This is a genomic window from Oscillibacter sp. (assembly GCF_032060045.1).
Taxonomy (GTDB): Bacteria; Bacillota; Clostridia; order Oscillospirales; family Oscillospiraceae; genus Oscillibacter.
Genome location: NZ_DAMBZJ010000035.1, coordinates 1,510 through 26,354, shown reverse-complemented (window position 1 = coordinate 26,354; position 24,845 = coordinate 1,510). Strand labels below are relative to the sequence as shown.

Sequence of the window (24,845 nt, the reverse complement as noted above, 5' to 3'; positions counted from 1 at the left end):
ACAAAGTCGGTCCCCCGTTTCCGTTATTTGAAATACTACGCTGGGGCGGGTTTATTTAACGGCGCAGTGTTCACACTCATGGTCGCAGATGTTCAGCTCGTCGCCATAGGCGATGTCATTTTTGTCGTAATAGTCCTTCACCGCCGCCTTCACGGCCTGTTCCGCCAAAACGGAGCAGTGCAGCTTATGGGTAGGCAGCCCGTCCAGCGCCTCCACCACAGCCTTGTTGGAGAGAGTCAGGGCTTCCTTCACCGGTTTGCCCATAATCATCTCCGTGGCCATGGAACTGGTGGCGATGGCGCTTCCGCAACCAAAGGTGTTAAATTTCACGTCGCTGATGGTCTGCGTGTCCTTGTCCACCTTAATATACATCCGCATGATGTCACCACACTTAGCGTTGCCAACCTCGCCTACGCCGTCGGCGTCGTCCATCTTGCCCACATTCCGGGGATTCTGAAAGTGATCCATCACTTTTTCACTGTACAGCATATTTAACCGCTCCTTTCAAGCTTAAATCACGTGCTTTAAACTGCCTTTTTCCAGCTCGTCCCACACGGGAGAGATATTCCGAAGGTACTCCACAATTCCCGGCGTAACGGCCAGAATGTGGTCGATTTCCTCCGCCGTGTTGTACTCGCTGAGGCTCAGCCGCAGCGACCCGTGGGCCACTTCGTGGGGCAGGCCCAGGGCCAGCAGCACATGGCTGGGGTCCAGGGACCCGGAGGTACAGGCGCTCCCCGAAGACGCGCAGATGCCTTTCTGATCCAGCAGAAGAAGAAGAGATTCTCCTTCAATGCCTTCAAAACACAGGTTCACATTGCCGGGAAGGCGGTGCTCCTTCTCGCCGTTGAGAATGCTGTGAGGAATTTTTGTTAGGCCGTCAATCAGCCGGTCCCGCAGGACAGTGACCTTGGCGGCGTTTTCCTCCAGATGGCCACAAATCTCGTCAAAGGCCGCTGCAGCCCCCACAATTCCGGCAATATTCTCGGTTCCGGCCCGCTTGCCCCGCTCCTGCGCGCCGCCATAAATCACGTTCATCAGGGGAAGGACACCGCGCCGGACGTACAGCGCGCCTACACCCTTTGGCCCGTGGAACTTATGCGCCGACAGGCTCAAAAGATCAATGTTCATAGCCCGCACGTCGATGGGCAGATGTCCCGCCACCTGCACCGCGTCGGTATGGAAGGGAACGCCCAGTTCCCGGCAAATTGCTCCGATTTCTGGGACTGGCTGGATGGTGCCGATTTCGTTGTTGGCGAACATCACGGTCACAAGGCAGGTGTCCGGGCGGATGGCCTGCCGCACCTGCTCCGCAGAAATCACGCCGGACTTGGGGATGGGCAGCAGCGTGATCTCAAACCCCTCTTTTGAAAGCTGCTCCAGCGTATGCAAAATGGCATGATGCTCAAATTCCGTGGAGATGATGTGGCGCTTATTCTTCTTCGCGCCCGCAGCCGCAGCAGAGCGTAGGGCCTGATTGTCGGCCTCGCTGCCGCCGGAGGTAAAGGTGATTTCACTGGGGTCGCAATTCAGTCTTTTTGCAAATACCTGCCGGGCCAGAGACAGCCGCTCCGCCGCCTCCTGTCCCACGGTGTGCAGGCTGGACGGATTCCCGTAAAACTCCTGAAAGCATGGCAGCATGGCCTTTACAGCCGTATCACTCACGGCAGTGGTAGCCGCGTTATCCGCATATACTCGCATTATTAGGACCTCCCCTAATTCATATTAGTTTACTGTGATTAAAATATATCACAGTTATCCTATTTGTCAAGTATGGTAATTGGGTATTTTCTAATTTTTTATATATTTCTGTGCTTTTGGGGGTCTGAAAAAGCTGTCGTGTCTTTGACGCGGTCTAATCCAATGAAGCAGCCAATTTTGTAACTTTTTGGTGTTTTATTTTGTCGGATAACCTGATATACTGAAGAATATGAGAAAAAAGCGGCGGCTGCGGATTGCGCGGCCCTGCTTTAAACATTTAGAAAGGGTGTCATTTATCATGCGTCGAATTCTGCCGCTTTTCCTGGCTCTCTGCCTGCTGGCGTCTCTGGTCGCCTGCGGCCAGACCGCAAGCGGTGCCGGCTCCGGCGGCTCCGGCTCCTCTTCCGATTCTTCCTCCGCCGAGCCGGAGACTCCCCAAATAGAGCCATATTCCATATCTGACCCCACTGTAGAACCTGCGGGCGGCGCGGTGGACGGCGTGCCTTACGTGGCGTGGGACGGCATTGTGGAGCATCTGTTTTTTCATCCGGTCATCGCTTATCCCGAACTTGCCTTTGACGGCGACGCCCAGGCAAATGGTCTGGACGATTTCATGGTCACCGTGAACGAATATAACAAAATTCTGCAGAGCGTTTATGACAAAGGTTACATTCTGGTGGACATCGGAGACGTGTGGCGGGAAACCACCAATGAGGGCGGACAGCCGGTGATGGTCCGCAACACATTGTATCTGCCTGAGGGAAAAAAGCCTTTAATTCTGTCCTATGACGACGTAAACTATTATCCATACATGCTCCAGGACGGGCTGACATATAAATTGATTATCGGGGACGACGGACTGATTTGGAGCGAGGGCAAGGACCCGCAGGGCAACGAGGTCATCTCACAGGATTTGGACGCTCTGCCAATTTTGGACAAGTTTGTCCGGGAGCATCCGGATTTCTCCCCCTTCGGCGCCAAGGGCAGCCTGTCTCTTACGGGATACTCCGGCATTTTGGGTTATCGCACTCAAACAGACACCCAAAGCTGGACGCCAGAGCAGGAAGCCGCGCGGCAAAAGGAAATCACGGCGGTAAAGCCCATCATTGCCGAACTGAAGCGCACGGGCTGGACCTTCGGCAGTCACACGTGGGGGCACATCCGTTTGGGCGTCAAATCTATGGAAACGGTTCAGGCCGACACCAAGCGATGGTTTGATGAGGTGGGAAGTTTGGTGGGAAAGACCACCATTTTGTACTATCCCCACGGGGAACGTCCTGACGGGAACGACTGGACGAAAACCGGGCCGGTGTTTCAGTATCTTCAGAGTCAGGGTTTCCGTGTGTTCGCGTCCGTGGGCGTGGAAAGCTTCAGTTATATCAAAAAGGACATCTGCGCGGTTATCTGCGACCGGCTTCACCCGGATGGAACCACTCTGCGCCACTCACGGGACCGGTATCTGCAATTTTACGATGCCAAAGACATCATGGATGTCGATGTCCGCCCGCAGCGGGCGGTGGGTTGGAAGTAACAACTGGAAAGAGGGGTTTTTATGACGCGAGAGGAATTGAAAGCGGCAGCCATTGGGATGCTGGACAAGGCATACTGTCCTTATTCTCACTTTCCCGTGGGGGCGGCGCTGGAGTGCACCGACGGCACGGTATACACCGGCTGCAACATTGAAAACGCGGCCTACCCCGTGGGCACCTGCGCGGAGCGCACCGCCATGGGCAAAGCCATCAGCGAGGGCCGCCGGAACTTTGTGCGCATCGTGGTGGCGGGCAGGAGTGAGGGTCCCTGCGTTCCCTGCGGCATGTGCCGGCAGTTTATGAAGGAGTTTTCCCCAAAGCTGGAGGTCATTTGCCTCAACGCAAAGGGCGAGGAACAGTCCTTCACCATGGAGGAGCTGCTGCCCCATGGCTTTGATCAGTCGTATCTTTAAAAGCATCTCTTATTTTCAGCTTTCCATGCACGTTGTCCGGCCGCCTTTTCAGGCGGCCGGACAGTTTTTCTATGCGCCAAAACAAATGCGCACCGCCAAAGCCGAAGCGATAAACCCCGCCAGATCGGCGGTCAGCGCGGCAGGAACGGTGTGCCTGGTGCGGGTAATTCCCGCTGCTCCGAAATAAACGGCGATGGTGTAGAAGGTTGTCTCTGTGCTGCCCAGCATCACCGCCGCCACTCGGCCTACATAGCTGTCAGGGCCATTAGCCTGCATGATCTCGCTGCCAACCGCCAGCGCACCGCTCCCGGAAATAGGCCGCACCAGCATCAGCGGCGTGAGTTCGGGAGGGATTCCCAGCCTTTCCAGCAGTGGTGCGCACAGACCGGACAGCCACTCCATGGCTCCCGAAGCTCGAAACATGGATACGGCAGTTAACAGACCCACCAATGCGGGAGCAATTCGAAAAACCACGCTTAGTCCTTCGCCCGCTCCGGCCGTCAATGCGCCGTACACGTCCACGCGCCGCCACAGAGCGATGAGCGCCGTTCCAGCCAGCAGGGCTGGAACCACCATGGCCGAGGGACTCATGTCCGCCTCCTGCCCAGAAAGGCTAGCAACTTTGCCGCAGCCAGTCCCGCAGTCACACTCAATACCGACGCAAGCCATACCGCGGGTAAAATATCAAACGGGATCGCGGCGCCCGCAGCGGACCGGACAGAGGCCACTGTGGCCGGAATTAACTGAATGGAGGCCGTGTTCAGCACCACCAAAAGGCACAGCTCGTCGCTGGCTACCCCCTCCTGTCCCACAGCCATCCGCCGGGCAGCCTGAATTCCCAGAGGCGTGGCGGCGTTTCCCAACCCCAGAAGATTGGCGGAGACGTTGGCGGAGACTGCTGCCAGTGTCTTTTCGTCCCGGCTTGCGCGTGGCAGCAACGCTTTGAGAAACGGACGAAACGCGCGGGCCAGCTTGGCGGACAGTCCACACCGATTCATTATCTCCATTACACCACTCCAAAGACAGAGCACACCCGCCATGGAGATGCACAACTGAATTGCGCTTCCCGCACCCTCCATCGCGGCGGCGGAAACGGCTTCCATCCGTCCGTTGATCAGTCCGAATATGACTGATACCAGGACCATGCCGGTCCATAAAATTGCCATCGCCATTTCTTCCCTCCATATCCTGATCGTTGCAAACCGCATAAAGTATTTAAGAGCGCAAATTATGTCTTTGTGGTAAGCACAACATGTGAAATAAGTATGAATATTTGTAAAAGTTTCTAAAAGGAATTGACAAAATATTACATTCTATGTTATTGTCAGAAAGCCAAAGAATTACTGAAACAATCGCAGAAAAGGAGATAAATTATGAAATCAACCGGAATTGTGCGGAAGGTGGACGAATTAGGCCGCATAGTGCTTCCGATCGAAATGCGTCGCACTCTTGATATCGCCGAGAAGGATGCATTGGAAATCTATGTGGAAGGGAACTCCGTCATTCTCAAAAAATACAAACCCAGCTGTATCTTCTGCGACAGCAACAAGGACATTGTTCAGTTTAAGGGCAAAAACATTTGTCCCAAATGCCTGCGGGAGCTGACCGACTTGCAGTAAGAAATGTCCTTTTAAATCTGCTGTTTTGCCTGCTCTTTTTAGGGCCATACATTTACCCATACTCGGCCTTTCCGGAAAAGCCGCAGCGGTTGTCGCTGCGGGTTTTTACATGCTATGCGATTTTTGCTGTTTTATGGCAACACCTGCATGTGAAACGCAGCAATACTGTTGATTGCAAATTAAGAACGCAGATGTTGAAAAAATTTCAGCGTCTGCGTTCTTTTTGCGAATACGCCTTTCTCAATATATTGCATGGACTGCATGAATGTCTTACCGCACAAGGCTACAGTGTTATCGATAATGCAAACTTGGGAGGATATATTATTAACCACTATAGCAAGCTTTTTGGCGAGCGGTTTGAGGACCTGATGATGGAGCTGCGGTAGAATCTAATCGCTTCCGCCAAATTAAAGTCATGTATGAGAATTCGAACTCATACATGACTTTTTTAGTTTCTGATGCTAGAATAATGTAAATAAAGACAATTTGCATTAAAGTTGCGTAGAAATGAGATGAAATACAAATGGTTAATGAGAGTGCGGCAGCGCTATTTGATGATTGGGATGAGGCCTTAATATGGTCATGCTTGCAGGGCTATATGGGAACCATGATAGTAAATGATGAAAGCAATCCGGAGGCTGCTATCATTGATATTGGTGACTTTTGCTTTTGTGCAGGAATGCCTAACGCAAACTTGCTCAGATCTATTTGTGGTTCTAAATTGTTGATTCCAAAAGACGAGCCTTGGCAAACAATGATAGAGCGTTATTTTAATAAAAAAGCAAAAAAACTACTACGCTATGCAATAAAAAAAGAACCAGATGTATTTGATAAAATAAAATTGAATACCTATATAGAATCTCTCGACAATTGCTATGAACTTAGGTTATTCGACAAACAAATATTCCAATTAGCCCAGAGCGAAAGCTGGTCTGCCGATTTGTGTTCACAGTTTAAAAATTACTCACACTATCAAAAGTGCGCGGTAGGCGTGGCAATACTCAATGATGGCAAGTTGGTTGCGGGAGCGTCACCCTATGCTGTATATCAAAACGGCATTGAAATTGAAATTGACACAAAGCCAGAGTACAGATGTAAGGGTCTTGCAACGGTGTGTGGAGCAAAATTGATTTTGGAATGCCTTTCAAGAAATATTTATCCAAGCTGGGATGCGCATGATTTGCGCTCAGTTCATTTGGCCGAAAAGTTAGGATACCATTTGTCACACCCCTATGTGACTTACGAGCTTATGAACGTATGAGGGCTATGCGTATAGTCGATGTTAGAATAGTTTTAATCCCAACTTCAAAATTAAATGATATCTTAATACAGTGGAGTTCAAAAAGTACCGTGAAATTGCTTTTAAATTGATTTTCGGTATTTTTTAAATGTTATAATATTTGATTTTTGAATTTAGCCAAATACATCATAAATATTAGACAGACCTGATAAAAACGAGTCTATACAGTACACGGTAAAGTACATGGATAAAGTTTATAAAATAGAAGCCGCTCCCCTTCAGGAGCGTCCCACACCTGGACAGGCGCAATTCTAATTAAGAAATCGTCCTTTCTGTGGTTGCTGAAGATCTAGTCCCCTATTGTCTTTGGCATACGTATTGTACCGACCTTGAGGCCGCAGGTGTCTCCATTAACGTTGCGGCCAGATTGATGGGACATGCTAATATTTAGTTGACCTCCAAAATCTATACACGTAAATCTGAGGTGGCATTTGAAAGCGCAGCTGTGGCAATAAACAAATTCTACGCTTCCGATCCTATTCCATCAAATTTAGGTGACATAGGAATTGACACATCAAAATCCCCAAAACCCTTAAAAAGCAATATAGCTGCATCCGCACTAATAACGTGATTGAAAGGCTCAACCGGGAAATCCGCAGGCGAACCCGCGTGGTAGGCTGCTTTCCTGACGGGAACTCGGCACTCATGCTGGTCTGCGCCCCCCTGCGGCATGTGGCGGGCACCCAGTGGGGCAATAAGAAGTACATGAACATAAAGCATCTGGAGGCCGTCCTTGATGACGCCTCCATTGCCGGGTAACTCCATTCTCTCAGAGACTGCGAACCTTTTTGCGCATAATTCTTGACACTACCCAAAACGGCGGGGATGCGAAGACCGTTTCCACCATAAATTAATTCATAATTTTTCTATGAAAAACACACCGTTTTTCATAGAAAACGGTGTGTTTTGGAGCTGCTACCCGGATTCAGACCAGCGACCTCATCCTTAACAAGGTGGTTATGTTAAATAAACAATCGTTCTGCACCAATACTTTACAGACTGCAAAATCAAGAGGTGACACATATAGTGCCACATTGACTAGTCCAGAAAACCAGGCTGAATTGTCGAGAGTTCAAGAAGAACAGGGGCGAAGGGTTTTACTCCGTCTCTGCTTCCGTCTGTCGGGCGAGATTAAAGAACTACCCCATGTATTTTGGGCAAGCTAAAAGTCAGTGACATCAAATACTGAGTTTATAGCACTTCTTATGATTGAAGTGGAACCTGATTCTGCAAAAAGCTCACAATTGAAGATTTTTCCTTATCGAGTATCTCATATTTTCCTCCATGATAAAAAAAATAACCGTCATTGCTGATTTCAGCTTCTACGAATTTACCATTCTTCCTCTCAAAATACAGATTATACACTGTAACATCCAGTGGAGTCTGAATCGATGGATCGGAACCGGTGCGTTTAACAACAGCATTTTCTAGAACTTCCCAAAGTGCATTTAATTGTTGATCTTGAAAATCAACACTATGTCCGGTTGTTCCGTTAACAACTATGCTACATGAACGTATTTCGGAAGAGTTAAAGCCCACAACCGATAGTATTGATTTTGGTACAAACGCATATACAATTATAGTCACAATAATTATACACACAAAAATAGCAATAATTGAAGTTCTAGATCGCATCCTCATTAATGCTAATCTCCTTTTATAGAATGATTAAAAGGTTATTGCTTGTCCTGATTAAATCCGTGTTTTATCTCCAGAAGGTTTTAAGCGAATAGATATTAATTTTATCAAATTTATTAAATGAGGCTGCGCCATAAAAAACCTGCCAAGCTTCTTGAGATAGAAGATAAGTGGATTCCCTGTATTTAGGAGAAACAGCCACGCCCGAATCATAATCTTGGTTATACGACCCATTATATTGGGGAGAATCTATAGTCAATGCGTTGGTTCTATTTTCAGGCATTTCATCTGCGGGAAATGTAATTTCATGTGCAACCTCATGTTCTGCGATAAACTCTTCAGCAACTTCTGTGTCAGTCTTTTCTTGTGAGTTGTTTTCTGGGCTCACATAAGAATCATGGCTTTTGGAATCCGACGAGTTCAATGCAAACGCTGGGACACACAAAGACATGCACATCGCCAGTGCCAGAGCCAAACTTAATAATTTCTTATGCATTACAATACGCTTCTTCTCTTTTTTTGTAAAGTCTATAAAAGATTTTCTGCCGAGGCTTCTTTACGGAAACAGCTTTCCGCTTTCCTGCTGCACGGGACTCGCCTTTTTTTATGGAAAGCCGCAAGCATCGTGCAGAACTTCCTGTAAAAGCAATTCGCGCTTACCGCAGTTTCCTGGGGACCTCGGGTTCATAAAAATGGGCGCTGCAGGGTGCCGCTGCAAAGACGGCGGCCAAAGCCATTAAAAAACTGCTGCGCGCTGCTTCGCCACATCCTCGTCCATCCGCGCGATCAGCCGTGCGTAGAACAAATCCAGCGCCTCTTGAATGGGGCGGATGGTATAGAGCAGACTGCCGCATATGTGCATTGAGAATTGCGACAAACTTTTTGCCATGGTTTGCAACTCACAAATGTACGAGTTTGTGAAGGAGAACATAGTCTGGATGTTCAACCGGATTTTTTGTCAACTGTAAATTGAGCTATATCGTGCGTACCTTGTGTTCTTATGTTATTGTAAACTTTTTGAAACTGTTGCACGGTGATATGTAATATCCTCCATTGATACGCCTTTTATAAAGAAAACTTTTAGGAGGCGTATTTGTAAGTAAAGAAGGAATTGGCGAAAACGGGGCCGTCTTGGGAAGCGGAGACTATTGGAGCAGGGTGAACCGCTCCACTTTCTTTGGGGGACTGATGCGGCGGACATCGGAGACAATCTATTCCGAAACACTGCGGGAAACCAGCAGTCGGGCAGGTGATATGGCAGAGGAATTCTATGACGATTTACAAGAACATAAAAACCAGCTCCGTTTCATCGATTCCGACCGGCGATACACCCTTGCAAAGCAGGTTCGAGGGTTGTATGAGTGGATCTCATTCAGAAGGCTGCCGACTGGAGCATTTTTTCCGCTGCGGGAAGCAGCGAGAAAAAGCGGGCATCCCATCGACAGCAGCGAGTATCTGGATCGCATGGAGCGAGTTGTTTTCCGTCAGGATGTCCCGACAAGGAGCAGCGCCCGCTGGGGCAGTCCGAATTATGATGGCCTGCTGAGGGACGCGCTGGAATCCATTGTTCATCAGCTGGAGCGGGATTTGGAGCGCAATGAACGGGAGAACAATTACATCACGGATGAAACCGAGGAAAATCTGAAAACCACTGTCAGCGAGCTGGAACGCTGCGGTATCAGCACAGGTTCGGCCAACAGCAAAATCGAAAAGCTGGCGTGGTTTGTGGGCGGCGATTCGGCAAAGATCCGTCAATTGCAGAACAAACTCAACGCTTTACATTTATCCAATCAATTACTGGAAGATGGAGTTTATGGAAGAAAAACAGATTCTGCCCGATCTAATTTTATGGAAGAACTTGTTCATGGCACAGTTCCTTCCCTTACATGGGTAGATCCACTGCAAAGCAATTGGACAGGGATTGTCGCCGCGACAAAGACCACAAAGGGCGGCCGACAATTTTCTAAATTAATATCGGCGCACTCATCCCTTCCGCTTTTTAGTGCGGATGGAAAGAGCACTTATACGTCTGCCACCAGCATTTGCGGAAGCTGGGCCGGCGGCGCGCTGGGAGCAAAGGGCGGCGCGCTTGCCGGGCTGCGATTGGAACTGCTATTCTCCCCGAAATCGGTACGGCGATTGGCGGTATTGCTGGGGGACTGATTCTTGGCGTGGCTGGTTCTTACGCCGGATCTTCCCTGGGTAAATGGGTAATCGATATCACTGAGATTGGAGAATGAATATGTTCTTATGGCACAGTGGAAAAAAGAAGACTCCTCCCAAGTCGGATGAATTTTGGCTGTCAAAGGGCAATTTTCGGGACTATGAAGCTATGCCCGGATTCGTCGGCTATTATGGGATTCCCTCGTTTTTCTACGAGGAACCCGTATTGGAGCAAACGGAAAACGGAGAAAAATTTTATCGGGTTGCACGCAGCACAATTAAGCGCTTGCTTGAGGGAAGTCCCTCCGTGATCTTGATTAAAGATCTGTCACACGGAGGCGCCAATTTGTGGATTGATAAAATTCCAGAGATCAGAGAAATGGCGTTTTCGGAGGGTGGAAAGCTACTGGAGGTTCATGACGCCCGATGCAAGCAATATCTGTTTGTTTTTGACGTGTTGACGGATTCGTTTTTTGAGATGATTTATCAACTGATCAATCAAGATTGCCGCTATCAAAATATTTATATCACATATTTAGCTCTAGCAAACGGCATTCAAAAAGACGCTGATATTGCATCAATCAAAGAAGCTGCGCTTTTAAACTTGCATATTGATGATGACCATCCGATTTTTATCATACAGGCTGTTCCGGAGTACCCGTTGGAAAAAATAAGCGAGGCTCTCTCCACAGCCTGTCAATCGGAGGGATGGACCTTCCGCACACTATGTTGCGGGGAGTCCCAACGCGGGGGCCACGGATGCGAGACAGGCAATCATTGAAACGGTTTGCAGAATAATCAGCTTTTCCCCTGCTCAGACGCGACCCAGCGCAGTGAGGCATGGTTGAGTAGAGGAGCAGCGGTATAAAGCTTACGGTTACCGATGGAAGTTGGGCGGGCGCCGCCCTGGAGGCAAGTGTGCGGCGACAAACTGCATTTCAAACTTTGTCTTTGTTTATTGCGGCGCAGATATTGGACTCTGGAAACTGCCTTGACCCACACATTGACAGACACGGGAAAATGAGTGGGCGGAGACAACGGAATAAAGAGGGCCAAAGACCTCATCCAATTGGAGCAAGAACGGCTAAAAAGCGTTGCATCGCCATGAGCTGAAGCCTTCCAATCACTTGGTAAGGATGAGGTCCCCGGGCCGAATCCTTACCAAGGTGGTTGTGTTAAGTCTTCAATCATTCTACTCCAACGCTTTGCTGACTAAAAAGTAATCAGGTGACACATATAGTGCCGCATTTATCTATGACCAGTTGTCCGCCGACAGTTGTGGAGCAAAAACTTTCGTCACATAGAAACAACACGGCATATCAGTACAAAGCAAGGAGGAGACGGCTTTATTGCCGTCCCCTCCTGTTTTGCGCACCAGTCAGTTGGAGAATCCCGTCATGCCAACTTAACCGTCCACGATTCCAACAAATCTCATGAGAATGACCGCTACCTGTGCCCTTGTTGCTTTTTCATTGGGTGAAAGCACAGCATTTGTTCCTGAAATAATCCCCTCCTCGACGCCCCATTTCACGGCAGGAAGCGCATAGGCAGATATATCTGCGTAATTGGTAAACGCGGACAGGTCGTTGGCCTTCGTTACGTCGTAGCCCTTATATTTTGCATAGCGGTAGAGAATCGCCGCCAGCTGTCCACGGGTAATGGAGTTGCCAGGGTGGTAGGTGTCGGTGTCATAGCCCAATACGATACCGTTTGTCCCTGCCCATGCCACTGCCTTGGCGCAGTATCGGTCCTCGGAAACATCTGAAAAGATATACTTGTGGCAGCAACTTCTGGTTTGTTCTTCAGTCGCCACAGGATCGTGACAATCATTCCACGTGAGGTTGAGATGCCTGGCCCAAATGAAATTGCGCTCGTGCCGTCGGTAAGCGCAATGCCCGTGCTGCCCACGTTAAGGTATTCCGTTGCGTCCGATACGTTGGCGACGGTCAGAGTCGCACCGGCAAACGTCTGCCCGTCATCGTTGGTGGCAGCTGTGACCGTGTTGAATCAATCCACACTACTCGGTGTGAATGTCGGATTCGTGCCTGTGGCCGTGACCGTCGGCGCGGTAGCAGCAGCGGTAACGGTGATCTGAAAATACTTGGTAGTCTCGGTGTCAAAGGAGTAAATATCAAATGAATATGTGCCTGGGCCAGATGCTGTAAATTTCATTGTTTCTGTGCCATCATATGCGGTGGCATCTTCGTTACCGCCAAAGCCCATGTCTTGATCTGAGTCCCCTGTGCTTGCGCCATTTAAATATACATGTGCGTAACATACTGTCGTATGCTTTGGCTATATTCGCAGGTGACAGGATATCCACTTCTATCAAGTGTGTTGCCCTCGCCGCAAGGCTTTTCCCTTTCAAGCAGCAGCCGTTCCTCGCTTAGAGGAACGACCGATATTGATTAACATATAATGAATTGGAGCTAATCCCTCCAATTTTTTGAAAGGGAAAAATTATGGCTTCTAATTATTATCCGTGCAAGGAACAGAGCAATAATAAAGGCTCTGATGATTGCACAATGAACAGATACCCCCCACAGAGAATCTATGGGTGCTGCTGTTGTAAATGTATGGAAGGACCGACAGGCGCCACAGGTGCTACGGGTGCCACGGGTGATACGGGTAATACGGGCGCAACAGGTGCCACGGGTGATACGGGTGGTACAGGCGCCACAGGTGTAACCGACCCGACTGGTCCTACTGGTGCCGCCGGGACACAGGGCCTCATTGGTCCCACCGGCCCCACCGGTGCACAAGGTCCTGTCGGTGCGCAGGGCGAAGCTGGTCCCACCGGTGCGCAAGGTCCTGCCGGCGAAGCTGGGCCCACCGGTGCGCAAGGACCTACCGGACCCACCGGGCCTGCCGGACCGACTGGTACTGCGGGCGTTACCGGGCCCACGGGAGCCACGGGTGCTACTGGAGGTGTTTTAAGTTTTGCGGATTTCTATGCACTTATGCCCCCCGATAATGCAGCAACCGTTGCACCTGCCACGGATGTTAGTTTTCCACAAGATGGACCTACAAGTGGCCCTACTATTGTCCGTACAGGCCCCAGCTCATTCAATTTGTCTGTAATTGGCACGTATCAAATCTTATTTCAAGTGAGTGTGGACGAAGCAGGCCAATTAATTTTGACGCTCAATGGTGCAGATTTAGCATATACAGTGGTCGGAAGAGCAACAGGCACTTCGCAAATCGTAGGTATCGCTCTTGTAACAACAACAGTCGTAAATTCTTTGCTCACTGTGCGAAATCCAGCTGGTAATTCAACTGCTCTGACCATCACTCCTCAAGCTGGAGGTACACGTCCTGTTTCAGCACACCTTGTTATCACGCAGATAGCATAATGCAGAGCTTAACTAGAGATATCTTGCATTTGGCTCCCTAGGCCGCATAATTAATTAGCAATCATAGCAGATCAATCTGTACCATTTTAAAAATTCGACTGTTCTGAGAAAGGCAAGGCTGGAGTGTCTGCATTATGCGGATACTTCAGCCTTGCCATTTTGCGAAAGCTTCCAATGTCACCTTCTTCCAGCAGACGTATCGGATACGCACTGTAAATTACTCCTTTTGTCTTAAAAATACGTTTATGTTAACCGTACATCTATTAGCTTTGATTGGATTGCTTAGGAAAGCACAGCACCGTTTTATAACCGTGTACCTCCGTATTTTCTATCTTCATTGTACCGCCATGTGCTTCCACAATCTGCCGCACCAATAAAATACCCAGACCGTGCCGCAGGTTCAACCGCTCGTCCGTACTTTCCATGTAATGGGGCTTTTCTTCCAGCTCCCGCAGCTTTTCAGGGGAAAGCCCAACGCCGTCGTCCGCAACTGTAAGGGTAATCGTCGTTACGGAACAATCAAGAGCAAGCATAATTTCACAACCCTGCGGATTGTGCTTGATACTGTTTTGTACCAAATTATTGATTGCACGCACAATCAAGCGGGAGTCACATTCCAGCAGGGCATTTTCAGCAAAGGGCTTGATTTCAACATCCACCGAATAGTTGTCAGAAAGCCCGCCGTTCAACAGCTCCACCGCATATGACCGCAGAAGTTTGGATAACCGCACCGACGCTTTTTGTATTGGCTGCATTTCATATTCCAACTGAGAAACCAAGTTCAAATCCTGCACCAATTCTTTAATTTTGATGCTTTGCTGCCGCACGATTTCAGCCTGCTCCTTTACTGAGCTGCTTATTGTTTTATTGTCTGCAATGCGTTCAGCGTATCCTAAAATCATGGAAAGGGGCGTCCGTATATCATGGGAAACGCCACTAATCCAGTTGGCTCTTGCTTCATTTTGCCTGCTTAAAATACGGGATGCTTTGTTAATGCTTCCCGCAACCTCCGATAAATCACCATCGATAGACAATGATACCGGCTTACCGTCTGAAAGAGTCTCAATCGCATCAATAATCGGTTCTGTGTTTCGAATAATTTTTCTTTTGGAAAAGAAATAGGCCAAAAACAAAAATAAAAAATCGACTGCCAGCATTCCAGTAATATAGAGTGGAAGCGTTTGAATTGCATGGATAGAGAAATAGTTGCTGGTAAGCTTGGTATAACTGTCTTTCAGATAGCCTAATACCAGCAGGCCATCTTCGGTGTTCCAGACAAACACGGGATAATCCTTTAAGTATCCTTTGGAAAAGAGCGCAACATCCTGAATGGTGTATTTTTCGGGAATGTCTTCTGGTGTATCGACGGCCCATATACGTTTCCCGTACGGGTTCAGGAGCATGGCCCAAATATGAGCGCTCTCCAGTTTTTGACGAGCATCGTCCGATACACCCTCTACCGTCGAAGCGGCGGCGATTTCCTCCAACATATTTTGTGGCGAGGTATCTCCGTAGTCGTTTCTAATAACACTCTGAAACGTAACCCCAAAAGCCAGTACATTGAGCAGCACCAACACAAGGATAAAAGCGGCAAAGGATGCCAGATGCTTCGAAATATATTTTCCAAATGCTTTCATGGCGTCACTTCCTTATGTTCAGCTTATAGCCCAGCCCTTTGATTGTAATCAGGGAAACCGGATTTGACGGATCTGTTTCAATTTTTTCACGAATACGTCGCACATGGGCATTCAAGCTGTTTTCATATCCGAAAGGATTGTCACCCCAAAGTGATTCGCAAAGCGAATCTAGGGAAACAATTTTGCCCTCATTGTGCGCAAGGGTCTCCAGCAGGGTGTGTTCCTTTGCCGTCAGAGGAAGTACCCCACCGGCTCTATGAACTTCGGCGCGGCTAAAATCAACCGTACACCCGTCCAACTTCAGGAGCTTCCCATTCTCTTTATAGCAGCGGCGCAAAACGGCATAAACGCGCAGCAGCAATTCCTGTGGCATAAAGGGCTTTACGATGTAATCATCGGCTCCCAATCCAAGACCGGCCAATTTATCCGTAGCCTCGTCCTTCGCAGTCAAAAAAATAATTGGCACATCTGTAAAAGAGCGTATTTGCTCCATCAGGGAAAACCCGTCTCCATCCGGCAGCATGACATCCAAGATTGCTAAATCAGGTTTTTCACTTTTGGCAACTGCGGTGCCTTCTTTCACGGAAGCGGCTAATACAATATTTTCAAAACCGTCATCCTTTAAAATGGCGGTTACCATTTTAAGCAGCTCTGGCTCGTCATCAACAAGCAGGAGCTTTTTTGTGTGTAAAAATGTCTGATCCATGCCTTTACCTCCAACTGTATCTATTATACCAAAGCGTGTCCGTTTTGTGTGATGTTCCGCAAAAAGTAAGGTAAAAGTAAGGACGCGAGAATGTAGATGTCAGGTTGGCATTGTACCATTAAATATGTCGAAAGGAGATGTTCATATGAATGACATGATTACAACGGAACAGTTGACAAAAAAATATATAAATTTTACCGCTGTCAACTACGTTTCGCTCCATATTCAAAAAGGAAGCATTTACGGTTTCCTTGGGCCGAATGGTGCCGGAAAATCTACTACCATGAAAATGTTGCTGGGATTGACGGCTCCTACAAAAGGCAGCTTTACTATTGATGGGAAACACTTTCCTAATGACCGGATGGCCATTTTAAAGAAGATCGGCTCCTTTATCGAATCGCCCTCGTTCTATGCAAATCTAACCGGGCGTGAAAACCTTGATATCATCCGCCGTATTTTGAAGCTGCCGGAAAGCGCAGTAGAGGATGCATTGGAATTGGTTGGCCTCACTGAGTTTGGCGACCGACTGGCAAAAAAATATTCGCTGGGTATGAAACAGCGGCTGGGGCTTGCCGGGGCACTGCTTGGCAGGCCACCCATCCTCATCTTGGACGAACCGACCAACGGTCTTGATCCTTCCGGCATCCACGAAATTCGCAATTTGATAAAATCCCTGCCGGAGCTTTACGATTGCACCGTTCTCATTTCCTCCCATATGCTATCGGAAATCGAACTGATGGCGGACGATATTGGCATTCTAAATCATGGACGCCTGCTATTCGAGGGTAGCTTGGATGAGCTGCGGCAGAGTGCGCTACAGGCCGGTTTTGCCTCGGACAATTTGGAAGAAATGTTCCTTTCCATGATAGAAAAGGACAATGCAGCCAGAAAGCAGAAGGCGCAGCTATGAGTGCGCTTGCAATCGAACTGCGGAAAGAAAAGCGAACAGGAGTAATTCCTGTGCTGCTGGCGGTTGGCGTTCTGGGAGCCGCATACGCCTTTGTCAATTTCCTTGTGCGGAAAGATACCCTGCTGAACCTGCCGCTGGCCCCGATGGATGTTTTGCTAACCCAGCTCTACGGTATGATCATGATATTAAATATGTTTGGCATCATCGTCGTTGCCTGCATGGTCTACAACATGGAGTTTAAGGGGAATGCCATCAAGAAGATATATATGCTACCGATGAGCGTTCCGGGGATGTACCTATGCAAATTCCTGATTTTGACTGTCCTGCTTCTGGTAGCAGTAGCAATTCAAAATCTGGCTCTGATGAAAATCGGCATGACCGAACTGCCGCACGGTACCTTTGAACTCGGCACGCTGGTGCGGTTTGCCGCCTATTCGTTCATTACCGCCATGCCGGTGTTGTCCTTTATGGTTTTGATTTCTTCCCGCTTTGAAAACATGTGGATTCCTCTCGGTATCGGAGTTGCGGGATTTTTAAGTGGGATGGCCTTGGCAAACTCGAAAGTTGTTTTGCTGATGATCCACCCCTTTGTTGTGATGTTGAAACCTGCAGTTGCCATGAGTGCGCAGCCGGATAGCACCGTGATCCTTGTTTCTTTGGTGGAAACCATTCTTTTCCTCGGGGCAGGGCTGTGGATGGCAAAGCATCTGCGCTATGAATAAGGAGGAGGGATATAAATGAGTTTTTTAGAACTGCTTAAAGTTGAATTTATGAAAGTAAAACGCTCAAAAATTGTCCCCTTGATTTTCGTTGCCCCGTTATTGGTGGTAGCATCCGGGATTGCAAATTTGAGCAGCTATTTCACGCCGGAATATACCAATGCGTGGCCAGCCATGTTTATTCAAAGCGCCTTGGTCTACGCTTATTATCTGCTTCCACTGAGCATGGTCGTTGTTTGCATCATGATTGCAGGGAGGGAAACACAGAACAATGGTGTCTTAAAAATGCTGGCTCTGCCGGTCAGCCGGTATGCACTTTCTCTGGCAAAGTTTTGTGTGCTGATGTTTTATCTTTTGATGGAAATGGTGGTGTTCATCGCGGTATTCGTTGCTGCTGGATTCATTGCGACAAGCATAATGGGAATTACGGAAACGCTGCCTGTCCTCTACCTGCTCAAGTGGTGCGTGGGACTGTTTCTTACTATGCTGCCTTGTGTTGCTACGATGTGGGCTGTTACGGTGCTGTTTGAAAAGCCGTTGCTTTCTGTTGGTTTGAACCTGCTGCTTGTGATTCCCGGTGTTCTGGTCGCAAACACGCCGCTTTGGATTGTCTATCCTTATTGCTATAGCGGCTATTTGGTATCCTGTTCACTGCATGAATTTACAACCAACACCGCAGGTACAACCTTTGAGCTGATGCCATTCCTGCCCTGCGCCGGCTTAGCCTTTGTGTTGGTTTTGACGCTGGCGGTCACCCAATTTGGGAAAAAAGAAATGAGGTAAATTGATATGGAAAATAAGAAACTACAAAAAGTAAGCGCGACCGCACTGATTATAAGTTTCCTGCCGCTGGCAACACTAATCCCAGTTTTGTTAAAAATCACTTTGCCGGACGGAGTACGTAGCATTTGGGCGGGTGCCAACATTGTTTTTGTTCTTGTGGGCCTTTGTCTTTCCATCGCCTGTGCGCGGAACCACGAGAGCCGGAGCATTGTGAATATTGCTTCAACGATAATCAGCACATTCTGGGTATTGCTAATGGCCGGAATTGTCGTTCTCGCCTTGTTCCTGAACTTCCTGCAATAAGTCGGCAATTTTTATGGAACCTTTAAACTTTCCTTTTATAGTTGATATCAAGCAAGTGAAAGGAAAATGCTTATGGATACATATATCTTACAAGCACTGCTCCTGCGTGGGACAGCGTTTAAATTTCACCTTGCTGAACACATAGTTCAGATACGCATTTCTGTTTTTTTACTGTTCGAACAGAAGCTTGAACAGCATTTCCGGCTCTTTGGTTGGACGTCAGAAATATTCGCAATATCGTTTGCGGAGCATGGGATTTATAAAGCTGAAATCTATATTGTCCTTTATGCGTCTCAGTATATGATCTTTGAGGACAATAATATCATATAGACCAGAATACGGAGATAAGGATAGCTGCTTCTGTCCGTTGCTTCGCAACACAGCCACTTATCACTTTTCATTCCCTGCGTCTATTTTACCAAATATATGTGAAAAAGTCCGCCTCTCCTATGAGATGCGGACTTTTTTAGTGCCCTTGTTTTCAGGCATTTCGGCATTTTTATTATTTCCCAAATTAACTATCCTAGAAAAACCTCGTATATACTCCCGAAACCTTGCTATTCAGTCAGAGGAGAACTCGTTAACATGTACCGGGTCAAATCATATAATGTACTGCGGCAGCGTGTCTGGAAGAGTAAAATCACGCAACGGAATCAGCGAAGGCAGCACGCCAAACCGCAAACGCTTTTATAATATACGGATTCAGTAGAATATAAAGTGGAGGAATATGTTTTGAGCAACATTGCTTTACAAATAGAACGTTTAGCCTTAGGTACAGTGGCCGCCGGCAGCAACGTTATATTTGATAATATTATTTATTCCGCGGGAAATGTCAGTTATAACACCGCAACAGGTGTAATTACGTTCAACGAGGCGGGACGATATGTAATCAATTGGTGGGTTGCAACACAAACAAGTCAATTAACAAACGGAATAGCTTTCTCATTCGCTACGTCGCAGGGCGATTCATTGGAGGGGAATTCGCCGGTAAAAACCGGGGAAACCGTAGGCATCGGTATTATTGAAGTTACCACCGCTCCCGTAACCGCGTCACTGCTCAACGCCAGTACAGGCACTTTTTTCTATGCGTCTACTGTCCCTGTTATCGCAACTCTTGTTGTCGTTGAAGACGACGTCCCTGAGGTAGGCCCAACCGGGCCGACGGGACCGACGGGACCTAGCGGGGGACCGACGGGCGACACGGGGCCAACCGGGCCAACGGGGCCAACGGGCGACATGGGGCCGACCGGGCCAACGGGCGACACGGGGCCGACCGGACCGACCGGACCGACCGGACCGACCGGTACAGTGCCTCTCAGCCCGTATGATATTTACGTCCAAGCAGGCGCGGTCGGAGGAGATGGAAGTCAGGCGAATCCTTTTGGCACGATCCAAGAAGGGATTACAGCCGTTTCTGAGACGGGGACGGTGCATATTCTTGGCGGAACCTACCCAATCACCTCCCAAATGACTGTCAATAAAGACGGGGTGACCCTGAAAGGATCACCCGATGCCGTGGTGGAACTGCAGGCGGCGGTGATTGCCTTTTTAATCACAGGAACCGGCATAACAATGGAAGGTCTGACAATCACCAGCGACAATCCCTATGCTGTGGAGTTTATCCAGCTGGCGGGATCAGATCACAGGCTGATCAACAATTTGATTTACGGGCCGCCTCAGGCAGGGCCTTCGTCCGGCTGGGTCGTTAACCGGGGCTTTGTGACCCAGGGAAATGTAACGGATTTGATTGTGATTGACTGCACTTTCTATTCCTTGCGCCAGCCCGCTTATCTCAATCCCAATTCGACAGGATTCATCATCAACAACGTTGTATACAATACGCGCGGATGGGTCGTGGACGGAGCTATCTTTGTATTTGCGGGCAATTCATGGGGCAGCCCGGAGAACGCAGTTGATATTGCCTTGCTTGTCGGCACGCCGGCAGGCTCTCCGTATGATCCTCTGGCGGATCTTTCCGCCAATAACAGCACCGCTTCGATTAGCGACCAGCGATGAGGGCCGGTAATTGGGATTGTAAGTAATCAATAAAACGTAGGATACAAAAAGAGAAAGCCTATCAGCTTTCTCTTTTTAAACGTATTTGACAAAACGATGGATTAAAAGCAAGCGTGAATCTATGGATTTATTGGGAGACCCTGAATGTATCAATATAAAATTTGCGTATATGCAATATGTAAAGATTGTTGAAAAAATCTTAAGATTCATTCTACAGCACTAGACAAAACCAATCTATAAAGTACAAGTTGCGATGGTTAAACAATATCGATTTATCTGTGCTTGCCCTAGCCCAGAAAACAAATTCTATTGATGAGAGTAGCTAACTGGAGTTACTGGAGCAAGCGAAGGGACCGTCATACGCCGGCCCCTTCGCTTGCTTTAATCGGCTTTTTGTTCGCCTCCCGCTTACTTCGCCACGTTCTGGTTAAAGCGCTGGAGAATCGTCGCCATCCACTGGCGGGTGATGGCTCCCATGGGATTGGAGCCGTCAGAAATGTCCTTTTCCACAGCCCACCTTTCAACCCATATGTGATCATCTTGCGCAGAGAACGCACACCCTCGTTTGCAGTTGCCAGTACGCCGACAGTAGTGGTCTTTTCCAGCATGGATTCTATCAAACTAACTGTAATGGAATATAGTACTTCATGGCCTGCAAATGGTATAAAATTTTTAAATAAAAATGAGCTAAACCATTTGTTTTATGGTATTATTTGAAAGCGATTTGTATAGGGGTGGGATAAATGAAAGGTTTATTCATAAACATCGGTCTGTGTTTTCTGGTGCTGGCCTTTGTTTTGTCCAGTTTATATTATTTTAACCTTACATCAAAAAACAAAGATGTCACAAAGAATGTCAACCTTTCCTACCTTGAGGATACTAAAATAAGACCGGTCTTGCTTTTTCAATGTGCGCTTTGCTGCGCGGCATTTACCAGGGTATCAGCTATGGAATCTATAATATCATGATACCGGAACACGCTTATGTTATCATGAACCCATCCATCGAAATCGGGCTGCTATTTATTATTTCAATCATTTTTATAGCAAGCGCTATTACCGGTGCCTGTTGCTCTTTATAGCAGCGTGTCTCATAGATTACCCTATTTGCCTTATAGCCAGAGTTACAGTACATCGCTACGGACATCTTTTAACAATCGCAGTCCCATCGTTCATTTTGTATGTCTCTTTGAGATTGAATCGGGAGGAGCATAAGGATCAGCGAGTGTTTGTCAGTGGATTGATTTTAACAATCGTATTATGTGCAATGGCAATGGTCATCTGCGAAGGGCTGATGCGGATCAGCTTTTTGCCATACCATCTGCCGTCATCCCTGATTACGATGGTCGTCATCTCCATCATCTTTTCCATCAGTTTAACAGAGCACGCCAGGCAACCGCAATTGGAAGGCCTGCAAATTCGCCGGCGATATCAGGCGGCTTCCGACCAGGTTAAGAAGACGGAAACGGCACCGATGCAGACGCAGACCAAGTCCCATTTTCGCTACAACACACTGACTGCCATAGAGCAGATGTGCAAACGCAGTACGGCACGGCGTTGGATTCGACCCGGAAGGCACATATCAAGACGGCGACAGCCATATCGGCATCCGCAACGCGCGCGAGCGCCTTGCGCGGATGTGCCGCGGAACGCTGGAAATCCAGAGTCAAACCGGCAGCGGCACGACGGTTGCCATATCAATACCAAAGGAGATTGCAGATGAACCTGATTGCGGTTGACGATGAAAGACTTGCGCTGGAAAACCTGCTTTTAAAACTGAAAAAAGTCTTGCCGGAGGCGGGAATCAAAGGCTTTACCAGCCCGCAAGCGGCTTTGGCGGAAATAGAAAACGGCTTTCGGCCGGACGTGGCTTTTCTCGACATTGAAATGTACGATATGAATGGGATTGAACTGGCGCTGTGCTTCAAAAAAGCGTTTCCAAAAATCAACCTCATTTTTGTAACGGGATTTTCCGAGTATGCTCAGAACGCCTTTTCCCTCCGCGCCAGCGGATATATTACAAAGCCGGTCTGTGTGGAGAGAATTAGGGAGGAACTGGAAAACCTGCGGAATCCCATACCGGAGGAAAAACAGCGCATCCGGGTCCAGACATTTGGAAATTTTGAGATCTTTGTGGACGGCGAGCCGCTGAAATTCAGACGGAGCCGCACAAAAGAGCTTCTGGCTTATCTTGTGGACAGGCGCGGGGCGGGGCTGACGATGGCGGAGCTGGCGGCCGTACTGTATGAAAACCAGCAATACGGCCGCTCTTTGCAAAATCAGCTCCGGGTACATATTTCCGACCTTCTCAAGACTCTGCAGCGAGCGGGTATCCCCGGAATGGTTGTGAAAAGGCGGAATTTCATAGCAGTAGACATCTCTCAATTTGACTGCGACTATTACCGTTTTTTAAACGGCGACGTGTCGGCCATGAATACCTTTGTCGGAGAGTATATGGCGAACTACAGCTGGGCGGAATTTACGGCGGGCAGAGTGCATTTTAAACAACAATCAATAAAGCAGGATTAAAGGTCCGACGGCAACAAAAATACTTGTTGCCGCCGGACCTTTTTTTGTTACACTTCTGTTGCGGTTGGGAGAGTATATTGAAAATGTCGGATAATTGTAGATATTGTCATGATTCCGATCTTACTGTGGAAAGACGACAATATTTCAAATGTAAAAACAGAACGGAGGATTTCAATGAAACAAGTGGGGAATCGAATTTTTTCTCTGGCATTGAGCTTGTGCATCCTGATCACGCTGATGCCGCAGCTGACGTTGCCGGCGAAGGCGGATGAAACAGACGCTTCTGCAAATACCATGGAAAATTTATACACAGCCGTGGTAACAAACGGCGGCGCGGCACCGGAGTCCGGCATTTACACCATCAGCAGCACGGATGAACTGCACCGGCTGGCTGCATATGTCAATGCTGGCAATACCGCTGCAGGCGTCACCTTTCAGCTTGCCGGCAATCTGGATGTGAATCCCGGATTTACCTTTAATTCCGACGGCACATATACGGGAGACGGCACGCTCGATCCGTGGACGCCGATCGGAAATGAAAGCCATATTTTTTCCGGTACCTTCGACGGCAATGGTAATACGATAAGGGGCCTGTACATTTCAACATACGACGACTATCATGGACTGTTCGGATATGTCGGGGAAAAAGGAACCATTAAAAATCTTGAAATCGGAAGCGGTAATCTTCGTGGAAGCAATTATGTGAGCGGCATCGCCGGTAATAATGACGGAACCATCACAAACTGCTCGAACGGCACCGTTATCTATGGAGACAAATATGTGGGCGGCATCGCCGGTTACAACGTCGGAACGATCACGAATTGCTCGAACAGCGTCTTCGTTGGCGGCGACACTACGAATATTGGCGGCATTGTGGGAAATTGTAACCACGAAGGTACGATCAGCAACAGCTATAATACCGGGAATGTAAGGGGAGGCAGATCGACCGGCGGTATTGTGGGATATAACAATTCGTGTACGGTTAGCAATAACTATAACACCGGAAAAGTCCAAGGAAGTTATTATATCGGCGGTATTACAGGATATAGTAAGTTAAGCACAATCAATAATAACTACAATACCGGCGATATCTACGCGGGTTCATCCTATGATCATGGGAGTGCAGGCGGCATTGTGGGCTATTGCCATTCAGGTACGCTCAACAACAACTATAATGCCGGAGATGTAAGCGGAGATAGTACTCATATTGGCGGCATCGTGGGTCATCGCTATGCCGGTTATGTCCGGTACTGCTATTGGCTGAAAACGAGCGATATATGCAGCAAGCTGGACGCGACTGGCTATGGAACAAGCACCGGATGCGGGTACGTTGCAACGTCGGACGGCAATATAATTTGGGTGGATAATTCCGATGATACGGTTGTGACGGGTGATCATGTAACGCTCCAGAATGCCCTTAACGCATGGGTCAAAGAATATAAAAATGAGTCTTCCTACGACACATGGACTGTTACCAGCGAGAATAACGGTTTTCCGGTTTTGAGTGCGCCGTGGGTCTCGACGCTT

The 24,845-nt window shown here is 48.2% G+C and carries 26 protein-coding genes and 1 pseudogene; 15 read left to right on the top strand and 12 right to left on the bottom strand.

Annotated features, from left to right (window positions below):
- Positions 1-51: 51 nt before the first annotated feature.
- Both nifU and nifS read right to left on the bottom strand, forming a co-directional pair.
- Positions 52-489 (bottom strand): Fe-S cluster assembly scaffold protein NifU, encoded by a 438-nt coding sequence (nifU, locus tag RT018_RS13000; RefSeq protein WP_312942651.1) that lies wholly within the window; start codon positions 487-489, stop codon positions 52-54.
- Between the two features lie 21 nt (positions 490-510).
- Positions 511-1,701: a cysteine desulfurase NifS gene (nifS, locus tag RT018_RS12995; protein WP_312942649.1), complete on the bottom strand. Its 1,191-nt coding sequence runs from the start codon at positions 1,699-1,701 to the stop codon at positions 511-513.
- Between the two features lie 298 nt (positions 1,702-1,999).
- On the opposite strand from nifS, the gene RT018_RS12990 reads away from it, so the two are divergent.
- Both RT018_RS12990 and cdd read left to right on the top strand, forming a co-directional pair.
- On the top strand, positions 2,000-3,232 hold the full coding sequence (locus RT018_RS12990) for a polysaccharide deacetylase family protein (protein ID WP_312942647.1): 1,233 nt from the start codon (positions 2,000-2,002) through the stop codon (positions 3,230-3,232).
- A 21-nt stretch (positions 3,233-3,253) separates the two neighbouring features.
- Positions 3,254-3,643, top strand: coding sequence for a cytidine deaminase (gene cdd, locus RT018_RS12985; protein ID WP_312942645.1), 390 nt, complete (start codon positions 3,254-3,256; stop codon positions 3,641-3,643).
- A gap of 69 nt (positions 3,644-3,712) precedes the next feature.
- On the opposite strand, the gene RT018_RS12980 is transcribed toward cdd, so the two are convergent.
- Together RT018_RS12980 and RT018_RS12975 are read right to left on the bottom strand one after the other, a co-directional pair.
- Positions 3,713-4,234 (bottom strand): nucleoside recognition domain-containing protein, encoded by a 522-nt coding sequence (locus RT018_RS12980; RefSeq protein ID WP_312942643.1) that lies wholly within the window; start codon positions 4,232-4,234, stop codon positions 3,713-3,715.
- On the bottom strand, positions 4,231-4,815 hold the full coding sequence (locus tag RT018_RS12975; RefSeq protein WP_312942641.1) for a spore maturation protein A: 585 nt from the start codon (positions 4,813-4,815) through the stop codon (positions 4,231-4,233). Before RT018_RS12975 ends, RT018_RS12980 begins: the two co-directional genes overlap by 4 nt.
- A 201-nt stretch (positions 4,816-5,016) precedes the next feature.
- On the opposite strand from RT018_RS12975, the gene RT018_RS12970 reads away from it, so the two are divergent.
- The 4 genes and pseudogenes from RT018_RS12970 to RT018_RS12955 all read left to right on the top strand — a co-directional run.
- Positions 5,017-5,262: an AbrB/MazE/SpoVT family DNA-binding domain-containing protein gene (locus tag RT018_RS12970; protein ID WP_294853180.1), complete on the top strand. Its 246-nt coding sequence runs from the start codon at positions 5,017-5,019 to the stop codon at positions 5,260-5,262.
- Positions 5,223-5,648 carry a hypothetical protein gene (locus RT018_RS12965; protein WP_312942638.1) on the top strand — a complete coding sequence of 142 codons (426 nt, stop codon included), beginning with the start codon at positions 5,223-5,225 and terminating at the stop codon, positions 5,646-5,648. Before RT018_RS12970 ends, RT018_RS12965 begins: the two co-directional genes overlap by 40 nt.
- A 137-nt stretch (positions 5,649-5,785) precedes the next feature.
- The gene (locus RT018_RS12960; protein WP_312942636.1) at positions 5,786-6,523 is read left to right on the top strand and encodes a GNAT family N-acetyltransferase; all 738 of its coding nucleotides are present in this window, start codon (positions 5,786-5,788) and stop codon (positions 6,521-6,523) included.
- 591 nt (positions 6,524-7,114) lie between these two features.
- Positions 7,115-7,321: pseudogene (locus RT018_RS12955) on the top strand (transposase); the annotation flags it as partial.
- A gap of 444 nt (positions 7,322-7,765) precedes the next feature.
- On the opposite strand, the gene RT018_RS12950 reads toward RT018_RS12955, so the two are convergent.
- The 4 genes from RT018_RS12950 to RT018_RS12940 form a co-directional block, all read right to left on the bottom strand.
- Positions 7,766-8,203 carry a hypothetical protein gene (locus tag RT018_RS12950; protein WP_312942634.1) on the bottom strand — a complete coding sequence of 146 codons (438 nt, stop codon included), beginning with the start codon at positions 8,201-8,203 and terminating at the stop codon, positions 7,766-7,768.
- Positions 8,204-8,267: 64 nt separating this feature from the next.
- On the bottom strand, positions 8,268-8,696 hold the full coding sequence (locus tag RT018_RS12945; protein WP_312942632.1) for a hypothetical protein: 429 nt from the start codon (positions 8,694-8,696) through the stop codon (positions 8,268-8,270).
- A 160-nt stretch (positions 8,697-8,856) separates the two neighbouring features.
- A complete protein-coding gene (locus tag RT018_RS15870) occupies positions 8,857-8,937 on the bottom strand; it encodes an AgrD family cyclic lactone autoinducer peptide (RefSeq protein WP_397360327.1) in 81 nt (26 codons plus the stop codon).
- Positions 8,937-9,089, bottom strand: a complete 153-nt coding sequence (locus RT018_RS12940) for a hypothetical protein (protein ID WP_312942629.1) — start codon at positions 9,087-9,089, stop codon at positions 8,937-8,939. The genes RT018_RS15870 and RT018_RS12940 overlap by 1 nt, the downstream gene beginning before the upstream one ends.
- 299 nt (positions 9,090-9,388) lie before the next feature.
- Here RT018_RS12940 and RT018_RS12935 point away from each other — a divergent pair, with 299 nt between their 5' ends.
- Both RT018_RS12935 and RT018_RS12930 read left to right on the top strand, forming a co-directional pair.
- Positions 9,389-10,363, top strand: coding sequence for a hypothetical protein (locus RT018_RS12935; RefSeq protein WP_312942627.1), 975 nt, complete (start codon positions 9,389-9,391; stop codon positions 10,361-10,363).
- Between the two features lie 79 nt (positions 10,364-10,442).
- Entirely contained in the window at positions 10,443-11,144 is a 702-nt protein-coding gene (locus tag RT018_RS12930; protein ID WP_312942626.1) for a hypothetical protein, read from the top strand.
- Positions 11,145-11,768: 624 nt separating this feature from the next.
- Here RT018_RS12930 and RT018_RS12925 read toward each other — a convergent pair.
- The 3 genes from RT018_RS12925 to RT018_RS12915 all read right to left on the bottom strand — a co-directional run bounded on the left by RT018_RS12925 (position 11,769) and on the right by RT018_RS12915 (position 16,059).
- On the bottom strand, positions 11,769-12,176 hold the full coding sequence (locus tag RT018_RS12925; RefSeq protein WP_312942624.1) for an S-layer homology domain-containing protein: 408 nt from the start codon (positions 12,174-12,176) through the stop codon (positions 11,769-11,771).
- 1,803 nt (positions 12,177-13,979) lie between these two features.
- On the bottom strand, positions 13,980-15,353 hold the full coding sequence (locus tag RT018_RS12920; protein ID WP_312942622.1) for a HAMP domain-containing sensor histidine kinase: 1,374 nt from the start codon (positions 15,351-15,353) through the stop codon (positions 13,980-13,982).
- Positions 15,354-15,357: 4 nt separating this feature from the next.
- Positions 15,358-16,059 (bottom strand): response regulator transcription factor, encoded by a 702-nt coding sequence (locus tag RT018_RS12915; RefSeq protein ID WP_312942620.1) that lies wholly within the window; start codon positions 16,057-16,059, stop codon positions 15,358-15,360.
- Positions 16,060-16,204: 145 nt separating this feature from the next.
- On the opposite strand from RT018_RS12915, the gene RT018_RS12910 reads away from it, so the two are divergent.
- The 5 genes from RT018_RS12910 to RT018_RS12890 all read left to right on the top strand — a co-directional run bounded on the left by RT018_RS12910 (position 16,205) and on the right by RT018_RS12890 (position 20,790).
- Positions 16,205-16,969, top strand: a complete 765-nt coding sequence (locus tag RT018_RS12910; protein WP_312942618.1) for an ABC transporter ATP-binding protein — start codon at positions 16,205-16,207, stop codon at positions 16,967-16,969.
- Positions 16,966-17,691, top strand: a complete 726-nt coding sequence (locus tag RT018_RS12905; RefSeq protein ID WP_312942616.1) for an ABC transporter permease — start codon at positions 16,966-16,968, stop codon at positions 17,689-17,691. The genes RT018_RS12910 and RT018_RS12905 overlap by 4 nt, the downstream gene beginning before the upstream one ends.
- Positions 17,692-17,706: 15 nt before the next feature.
- Positions 17,707-18,471: an ABC transporter permease gene (locus RT018_RS12900; RefSeq protein WP_312942615.1), complete on the top strand. Its 765-nt coding sequence runs from the start codon at positions 17,707-17,709 to the stop codon at positions 18,469-18,471.
- Positions 18,472-18,477: 6 nt separating this feature from the next.
- Positions 18,478-18,774: a hypothetical protein gene (locus tag RT018_RS12895; protein WP_312942613.1), complete on the top strand. Its 297-nt coding sequence runs from the start codon at positions 18,478-18,480 to the stop codon at positions 18,772-18,774.
- Between the two features lie 732 nt (positions 18,775-19,506).
- Positions 19,507-20,790 (top strand): hypothetical protein, encoded by a 1,284-nt coding sequence (locus RT018_RS12890; protein ID WP_312942611.1) that lies wholly within the window; start codon positions 19,507-19,509, stop codon positions 20,788-20,790.
- 1,217 nt (positions 20,791-22,007) lie between these two features.
- On the opposite strand, the gene RT018_RS12885 is transcribed toward RT018_RS12890, so the two are convergent.
- The gene (locus RT018_RS12885; protein WP_312942610.1) at positions 22,008-22,160 is read right to left on the bottom strand and encodes a hypothetical protein; all 153 of its coding nucleotides are present in this window, start codon (positions 22,158-22,160) and stop codon (positions 22,008-22,010) included.
- 348 nt (positions 22,161-22,508) lie between these two features.
- Between RT018_RS12885 and RT018_RS12880 the strand changes: the two genes are divergently transcribed.
- Together RT018_RS12880 and RT018_RS12875 are read left to right on the top strand one after the other, a co-directional pair.
- Positions 22,509-23,318: a response regulator gene (locus RT018_RS12880; RefSeq protein WP_312942607.1), complete on the top strand. Its 810-nt coding sequence runs from the start codon at positions 22,509-22,511 to the stop codon at positions 23,316-23,318.
- Between the two features lie 174 nt (positions 23,319-23,492).
- Positions 23,493-24,845: GLUG motif-containing protein (locus RT018_RS12875; protein WP_397360314.1), on the top strand; the 1,353-nt coding region annotated here is incomplete at its 3' end.

Coding starts and splice junctions, on each gene's coding strand:
- nifU (WP_312942651.1), bottom strand. CDS start 489: ATGCTGTACAGTGAAAAAGTGATGGATCACTTTCAGAATCCCCGGAAT.
- nifS (WP_312942649.1), bottom strand. CDS start 1,701: ATGCGAGTATATGCGGATAACGCGGCTACCACTGCCGTGAGTGATACG.
- RT018_RS12990 (WP_312942647.1), top strand. CDS start 2,000: ATGCGTCGAATTCTGCCGCTTTTCCTGGCTCTCTGCCTGCTGGCGTCT.
- cdd (WP_312942645.1), top strand. CDS start 3,254: ATGACGCGAGAGGAATTGAAAGCGGCAGCCATTGGGATGCTGGACAAG.
- RT018_RS12980 (WP_312942643.1), bottom strand. CDS start 4,234: ATGAGTCCCTCGGCCATGGTGGTTCCAGCCCTGCTGGCTGGAACGGCG.
- RT018_RS12975 (WP_312942641.1), bottom strand. CDS start 4,815: ATGGCGATGGCAATTTTATGGACCGGCATGGTCCTGGTATCAGTCATA.
- RT018_RS12970 (WP_294853180.1), top strand. CDS start 5,017: ATGAAATCAACCGGAATTGTGCGGAAGGTGGACGAATTAGGCCGCATA.
- RT018_RS12960 (WP_312942636.1), top strand. CDS start 5,786: ATGGTTAATGAGAGTGCGGCAGCGCTATTTGATGATTGGGATGAGGCC.
- RT018_RS12950 (WP_312942634.1), bottom strand. CDS start 8,203: ATGAGGATGCGATCTAGAACTTCAATTATTGCTATTTTTGTGTGTATA.
- RT018_RS12945 (WP_312942632.1), bottom strand. CDS start 8,696: ATGCATAAGAAATTATTAAGTTTGGCTCTGGCACTGGCGATGTGCATG.
- RT018_RS15870 (WP_397360327.1), bottom strand. CDS start 8,937: ATGGCTTTGGCCGCCGTCTTTGCAGCGGCACCCTGCAGCGCCCATTTT.
- RT018_RS12940 (WP_312942629.1), bottom strand. CDS start 9,089: ATGGCAAAAAGTTTGTCGCAATTCTCAATGCACATATGCGGCAGTCTG.
- RT018_RS12935 (WP_312942627.1), top strand. CDS start 9,389: ATGCGGCGGACATCGGAGACAATCTATTCCGAAACACTGCGGGAAACC.
- RT018_RS12930 (WP_312942626.1), top strand. CDS start 10,443: ATGTTCTTATGGCACAGTGGAAAAAAGAAGACTCCTCCCAAGTCGGAT.
- RT018_RS12920 (WP_312942622.1), bottom strand. CDS start 15,353: ATGAAAGCATTTGGAAAATATATTTCGAAGCATCTGGCATCCTTTGCC.
- RT018_RS12915 (WP_312942620.1), bottom strand. CDS start 16,059: ATGGATCAGACATTTTTACACACAAAAAAGCTCCTGCTTGTTGATGAC.
- RT018_RS12910 (WP_312942618.1), top strand. CDS start 16,205: ATGAATGACATGATTACAACGGAACAGTTGACAAAAAAATATATAAAT.
- RT018_RS12905 (WP_312942616.1), top strand. CDS start 16,966: ATGAGTGCGCTTGCAATCGAACTGCGGAAAGAAAAGCGAACAGGAGTA.
- RT018_RS12900 (WP_312942615.1), top strand. CDS start 17,707: ATGAGTTTTTTAGAACTGCTTAAAGTTGAATTTATGAAAGTAAAACGC.
- RT018_RS12895 (WP_312942613.1), top strand. CDS start 18,478: ATGGAAAATAAGAAACTACAAAAAGTAAGCGCGACCGCACTGATTATA.
- RT018_RS12885 (WP_312942610.1), bottom strand. CDS start 22,160: ATGGAAAAGATGATGGAGATGACGACCATCGTAATCAGGGATGACGGC.
- RT018_RS12880 (WP_312942607.1), top strand. CDS start 22,509: ATGAACCTGATTGCGGTTGACGATGAAAGACTTGCGCTGGAAAACCTG.